Origin of the sequence: Acinetobacter sp. YH12049 (assembly GCF_013419875.1) — a bacterium.
In the GTDB taxonomy this organism is placed as follows: Bacteria; Pseudomonadota; Gammaproteobacteria; order Pseudomonadales; family Moraxellaceae; genus Acinetobacter; species Acinetobacter amyesii.
This window is the reverse complement of the sequence record NZ_VOZH01000075.1, coordinates 1-6,791: the sequence shown is the minus strand read 5'-3', so window position 1 is coordinate 6,791 and position 6,791 is coordinate 1. Positions and strand designations below refer to the sequence as shown.

4 protein-coding genes and 3 pseudogenes are annotated in these 6,791 nt (G+C 31.3%); all 7 read left to right on the top strand.

Features of this window, described 5'->3' with window-relative positions:
- Positions 1-89, top strand: a pseudogene (locus tag FTU05_RS17005) (IS5/IS1182 family transposase); the annotation flags it as partial.
- Between the two features lie 516 nt (positions 90-605).
- Positions 606-1,508, top strand: coding sequence for a YafY family protein (locus FTU05_RS17000; RefSeq protein WP_120401119.1), 903 nt, complete (start codon positions 606-608; stop codon positions 1,506-1,508).
- A gap of 55 nt (positions 1,509-1,563) precedes the next feature.
- Positions 1,564-2,181, top strand: coding sequence for an AAA family ATPase (locus tag FTU05_RS16995; protein ID WP_180166141.1), 618 nt, complete (start codon positions 1,564-1,566; stop codon positions 2,179-2,181).
- 114 nt (positions 2,182-2,295) lie between these two features.
- Entirely contained in the window at positions 2,296-3,939 is a 1,644-nt protein-coding gene (locus FTU05_RS16990) for a GTPase (RefSeq protein ID WP_180166139.1), read from the top strand.
- Positions 3,940-5,643, top strand: coding sequence for a LeoA/HP0731 family dynamin-like GTPase (locus FTU05_RS16985; RefSeq protein WP_120401121.1), 1,704 nt, complete (start codon positions 3,940-3,942; stop codon positions 5,641-5,643).
- Between the two features lie 516 nt (positions 5,644-6,159).
- Positions 6,160-6,372, top strand: a pseudogene (locus FTU05_RS16980) (transposase); the annotation flags it as partial.
- 95 nt (positions 6,373-6,467) lie between these two features.
- A pseudogene (locus FTU05_RS16975) lies at positions 6,468-6,791 on the top strand (IS982 family transposase); the annotation flags it as partial.

The following is a 6,791-nucleotide window of genomic DNA, read 5'->3' as shown; positions in this document are numbered from 1 at the left end:
GAGGAATTGCCACAAGATACGATAAGCTAAAACGTAACTATCAAAGCGCTGTTGCTTTAGCTTGTATATTTATATGGTTGCCTCTTTAGCTCAATTTATCGGCTGTAAATGTCAACACACCCTAATTTAATAAATATTAGTAAGTTATAGTTTCAGTTAAGTTGACGCCACCTCTGCGAAATACATACTAAAGAAGAAATTTAAACGATAATTTGTACAACTGATGACATCTCCTGTCATTTTCATGCCTTATCTTCATTTTTCAATTGAATTGATACTTTAAGTAGTTAAGTTTGATAGAAATATTGAAAGGAAATTTGTATGAAAATATGCCCAACTCCATTTACGAACAAACAAAAGAAGAACGCCTTACAACGTATTTCTAGAGCATTAATACTTGGGAAAATAAAGTGGGCTGAATCAAGAAAATTCTATTTAGCAATGTTGCACCTAGCACGTTATTTAGATCGACTAAACTTAATTTAAAGAAAATAAGACTTAATTTTTTGTGAATTGGTGTAACTTTTTGTACATTTAATGTGTTATATTTCAAATATAAATCAAATATAACTTTGATGTTACTTTTTAAAAATTAGAGATAATTAATGAAACGTGATGATTCTACTCATGAGCGTTTAGCTGACCGATTGGCCAATATTTTAACGAAATTAAATATGGGATATCAGTTAAGTATAAAAGAACTAGCCTCAGAATTTGGGGTAAGTACACGTACTATCTCGAGAGATTTTGATCGTCTCAATACTTATTTGCCATTGCTACAAGATAATGAAAATAAAAGATATTACTTAGAATCAAATTATTTAGGGAAAATTGCACCAAAAGATATCCGTAATTTTGCACAGCTCTCAGGAGTTAGTCATTTGTATCCTTCATTGGATATGTCCTTTCTGCGTGAACTTTTAGATAGTCGAGCTCATCAGATTTATAGTGCTAAGGGGTACTCTTTTGAAGATGCAAGTCAGTTTAAAGGACTATTCAAAGTTCTTGGAAAAGCAATTCAAGAATATCGACAAATTGGTTTTGTATATAAAGGAGAACCTAGACTGGTTCAACCTTATCGCTTGATTCATCATCATGGTAGTTGGTATTTGGCAGCAGTTAGAAAAGATCAATTGCGTACTTATCGCATTTCACATATTCAGCTTACGCACTCTTCGCATGATTATTCACAATTTATTCCAGATCAAAATATTGTAAAACTTGTGGAAGATGATGACAGCATCTGGTTTGGACAGGATAAACAGGAAATCATTTTATCTATTGATAGTCAGGTTTCTTTTTATTTTAAGCAACGTCCGATACTGCCCGAGCAGCAAATTGTCAAAGAGTTACATGATGGTGGATTGCTGGTTTCTTCTAAAATTAATCATGACATGCAGTTATTGCCTTTGATTCGATTCTGGATTCCTCATTTAAAAATAGTGAGTCCGAAAGGATTACAGAGACAATTAGAAATAAGTTTAAAAGAATATTTGGTTTTAGGTTAAAAAAAATTTCATTTAAAAAATTATTTATGAGTTGGTTGGATAGGGGTAAGGGTACGTGAATAGTCATATTAATTTAAATCATCCTGAGAATATTTATGATGATTTAAAAGAGAAAATATCAGATTTGATTGCGAAAATTGTTAAAAATGAGCAGGTTTTAGATACTAATTTAGTGGGAGAAAAACTAAATGAATCTAAGCAAATTTTAAGCTTTCAGCAAAAAGAAATTGAAAGGAAGATAGATGAACTTAAACGTAATTCCGAATGGGATTACTTTACGATTGCTTTTTTCGGTGAAACTAATGCAGGTAAATCGACACTTATCGAAGTGTTACGTCTGCTGTTCGCTGAAAAAACTAAAAATGAAATACAAGCAAAATTCAAAGCACTTAAAGATGAATTTTCATTAGATGAAGAAGCATACGGAGAGTTAAAAAATGCTGATAATGAAATTAGTCATAAAATTTTAGAAAATAATAAAAAATTAAAGGAGATAGATCAAACCTATACTCAAAAATTAGAAGATTATCAAAAAATACTTAATGCTCTTAAATATGAGCATGATGAGCAGATTGTTAATCAGTCTTTATTAAATGACCAAAAACTTGAAATTTTTAATACTCAGATTGTGTCTTTAAAAGAGAAAGTTCAATATAAAAAACAAAATATGTAATGGTGGTTAAAAATTATTTATATTTTTAAGCGCCTAGAAGAGGAAAAACAAATTGGTTTAATTGAGTTAGAGTTAATTAAACAGAAAGCGCTATTAGATTCTGAACTGAAAGTATTGAAGCAAAAAATCGAAAAAGAATATGCATTGAAACAATCGCATCTTGCAACGATACAAGATAAATATGAGTTAACCAAAAAACCAATCAACTCTATTACTTTACAATTAGAAAATGAAAAGAAAGTAGTTGAACAGCAGTTACAGCAATTTGAAAAAATGTTGGAGAAGCTAAGAGAGTTTGAAGATGGCCAAATTATGGGGGATGGCCGTAGTGACTTCACTCGAGAGAGTAAAGAGTTTTTATTTGATATTAATGGCACACAGGTCAAATTAATCGATGTGCCAGGAATTGAGGGTGATGAAAAACTAGTTGAGAACGAAATTTCTAAAGCCGTTAAAAAAGCACATGCTGTTTTCTATGTCACAAGTAAAGATGCAGCTCCAAATGAAGGCACACTTCAAAAAATAAAAACGCACCTAGCAGATCAGACAGAAGTTTGGACTGTTTACAATAAACCAGTTACATCGCCTAGATCATTAAAAAATGGACTGATCAGTAATGATGATGAAAGAGGTGCCTTAAATGATCTGAATAAACAGATGGAATCAGCATTAGATAAACATTATAAGAATTATACTGTGGTGGCTGGACTTGCTGCATTTTATGCAGTAGCCAATTGCTTGGTGCCATTTGGTGAAAAATATCGTAATCAGATCAAGTTTTTAAATAATTCTGATCGAGATGAATTAAAGGAAAAGTCAGGACTGAGCGCATTTCAAAACCACTTAACTCAAACAGTCATTGGAGACGTACCTTATAAAATTAAGGCGAGTAACTTCAATAAAGCGAATTATGTTCTAAAACAAACAGTAGAGAAGTTAAATAATATTCATAATGGCTTTAGTGATCTAAAGCTGAATATTGATAAGCAAGTGGCTGTCACTAAGCAAGAAATTGATAGTGAATATTTGGACCTAGTGCAAAGCCTTAAAACGATGATTGAAAAAATCATTCAAGATTTTGAGCGTAAGACTCGTCAAGAAGTCTATAAACGGATTGAAAGTGATATTAGTAATGATGAGTTTAAAGGTATTCTGAAGCGACAGATTGATAACAATCTTGAATTAGTGAGTAAAGATCTAATTGCTGGTTTTAAAACAGAAACTTCGCAGTTTGATGAAAATTTAAAGGAAAAATTACAGAAACTTTCTTCACGGTTAGCCAGTATTCAAAATAACTTTAAAGCTGATGATGTGACAGGATTGAATAATAATGTTTCATTGAAATTTGATATCAATAATGGCATCAACAAAATGGGACTACTTGGTGTTGGTATTGGTGTAGGTGCTGCAATGTGGTGGAATCCAGTCGGCTGGGTTGCAATATCATTAACGGCTGCGGGTTTGTTATTTAGTTTTGCAAAAGCAATTTGGAGCTTTTTTGATTCAGACTTTAAAAAATCTGAGCAAAAGAAAAGTGTTGATAAAAATTTATCAAATATTGTGAAAGAGCTTAAAAAAGTTGCTAGGGAGAATGTGAGCGATGTTGAAGAAAAAATTGAGCCATCAATATCAGATTTGAAGAAAAAGTTGAATGAGCCAAGTGATCAAATCACAGGGCTTGTAGAAGATATGTATCAATCAATCAATATGTTTAAAACGTTATCAAATAATATTAGCAGTGCTTATGAGGTCAAATAAATGTCTGAAACTTTAAAAAATCATCAGGATAATCAGGCTAAAATTATCAACTTATTGAGTAAATTAGAAGGTTTTATTACACAAGGTCAAGAGTTTGGTTTAGATGTATCAACAGATATTAAAGCTAAGTTAAAGAACTCATTGAATACTTTGCAAGGAGATAAACTTAAAATTGCACTTATAGGTGGATTCTCTGAAGGAAAGACCTCAATTGCTGCTGCATGGTTAGGTAAAATTGACCCAGCAACCATGAATATTAGTGCTTCTGAATCATCAAATGCAGTTAAAATTTATGACATTGATGAAGAGTATCAACTCATTGATACACCAGGATTATATGGTTATAAAGAGCAAGTGAACACCGATGCCCAAGAGATTGAAAAATATAAAGACATCACAAAAAAATATGTAAGTGAAGCACATATTGTTCTTTATGTCATGAACTCTAAAAATCCGATCAAAGAAAGTCATATTGAAGATTTAAAATGGTTGTTTAAAGATCTGAACTTACTTCCACGAACAGTATTTGTTCTTAGCCGTTTTGATGAAGTTGCAGATGTAGAGGATGAATTAGACTACCAAGATAAATTTAAAATTAAAGAGCAAAATGTTAAAGAAAGATTAAGTTCGATCTTATCTCTTTCTATGCAGGAAACCCATAACTTAAAAATAGTGGCAGTTTCAGCAAATCCATTTGATGAAGGTGTTAATTATTGGATGGAAAATCGAGATGAGTTTGAACAATTGTCTCATATCAAATTGTTGCAAAATGCAACTAGTGAAATTGTGAAAAAAAGTGGTGGTTATACTGGTTTAATTGAAGAAACGAGAAAGTCCATTATTAGTGATATTTTGATTAAGAAAATACCTGAAATTGAAGAACAACAATCCCTGCTATCAAAGGAAATGGAAAAACTTAATCAAGTTTATGAAATTGAAACTGGTGCACTGAATGTAATTTCCAAAAAAATTGCCAATGCAAAAACAAATTTAAGATCTAGTTTTAATGGATATTTCCAAGACTTAGTAATGCAGGTCCAAGGTACGAGTCTAGAAACAATTGGTGAATTCGTAGTGAGGGAAGTTGGTGATAAGGGATCAATTATCTCAAGTAAGATTAATGAATATTTTCAAAATGAAACCAATCAAATCAATATTGCATTAAATACACAAGCAGTTAATTTTAACGCAGAAATTGATAATATTGACACCGCTGTTGGGTCATTGACTAAAAAAGGTCTCAATCATTTAGCGAAGAATATTAAGTTGGATAATACAACTATTTTAGCTGCAAGAGATGGCTTAGTTGCGGGTGGGCAATTTATTGGGCTTAATTTAAAAGAAGCTTTAAAGTTCCAACCGTGGGGAGCTGTTAACCTGGCGAGCAACATTAACACAGCATTACCACTTATTGGTATTGCGGTAGAAGCTTGGGATACTTGGAATCAGGCGAAGAAACAAGAAGAGTTTCAGTTGGCAAGAAAGAGTTTAGTAGCGAATTTACAAAACCAGCAAAGAGAGATTTTAGAGTTAATTGATAAAGATGAATTTATTTTAAAATTTTTCCCTATTTACAAAGAACTCAAAGATAAAATTGAAGAGATAAAATTGATGCATATGGATCATGAATCAATGACTAAGTCTTTTGCCTCTTGGAGAAAAGAGGGGATGATTATTGAAGGTGAATTTAGAAGCATATCATAGATTTTATCTTTGCTAATTACCTTAAAAATAATGCTGTTTTATTTGAGAATCTCCTTTTAATTTAAAGGAGATTCTACTGATTTTATGTTGAGGCTATATTGAAGAATTTTTTTTTAAATCATTTAGTTTATACATCGAGTAATCTAAAAAAGATTCTAATACTGCTTGTTATTAATATTTTGGGAATAAGTACAATACTTGGTATTCCAGTAGTAGTTATTTTTGATTTAGCATTTATTTACTATAATTTGAATAGGATTTTCAAAAATCAAGGAGGGATTGGATTTTTATTGAAAATAAATGATATTTTATGGTTGTTTTTGTTATTAGCAATAGTTTTTTTTATTGTGCGAGCAATTGTTTAATAAGTGATAATGTTTAAGTATTTTGTATAAGTAATAAATTATTGGTTTTAAGAATATTTTATTATAAGAGGTTAGGGTCTGTTGACATTTGTTGATTAAAAAAATAGCGAGATAGTAAAATTAAATCGCCAAACCCAATTTTACACTCGCTATGCCTCGAACAATGCTAAATGATCAACACTGGTCCAAGTTACTTGCTATTTTCCGTCACTTTAATATTTATCTCAAATTAAATTTACGGAATTTTATTGAAGCGATTTTATTTCGAATTAGAACAGGCTGTCCTTGGCGTGATTTACCTCAAGAGTTTGGTAAATCAAATTCTATTTTTAAGAAATATAATCGATGGTCTAAAAATAGTAAGTTTAACCCGAATCTCGGATAAGAAATTGACTTGAAAAATAAGCGGACTAGAGCCATTAGTTGAGTTACCACACAAAACTCACAACTCTAGTCCTGATGTTTAATAGTACCCAATTATTCTGTGTAATTGATGATTTCTTTATTAAATTTGAAGCAACTTATTGGAAATTCCTCAAGCAAAGCTGTCGCTACTCAAGAATCCGAGTTGCACAATTAAGTATTTCAGAAATCATCTTTATCGCTGTTTGGTATAAATGCTCTCATTTCACTAATTTCAAAGCATTCTTCTCATTGTTGAAACAGGATAAAAGACATTTATTTAAAAGCTTACCCTGTTACCAAAGGATGATCCATCTGATCAATATGCATCAATTGGCGCTACATGCTTTACATGTAGCTTTAACGAAAGGTCAACAGAGT

Excerpts from the sequence above, each read along its gene's own strand:
- FTU05_RS17000 (WP_120401119.1), top strand. The coding sequence starts at position 606 with ATGAAACGTGATGATTCTACTCATGAGCGTTTAGCTGACCGATTGGCC.
- FTU05_RS16985 (WP_120401121.1), top strand. The coding sequence starts at position 3,940 with ATGTCTGAAACTTTAAAAAATCATCAGGATAATCAGGCTAAAATTATC.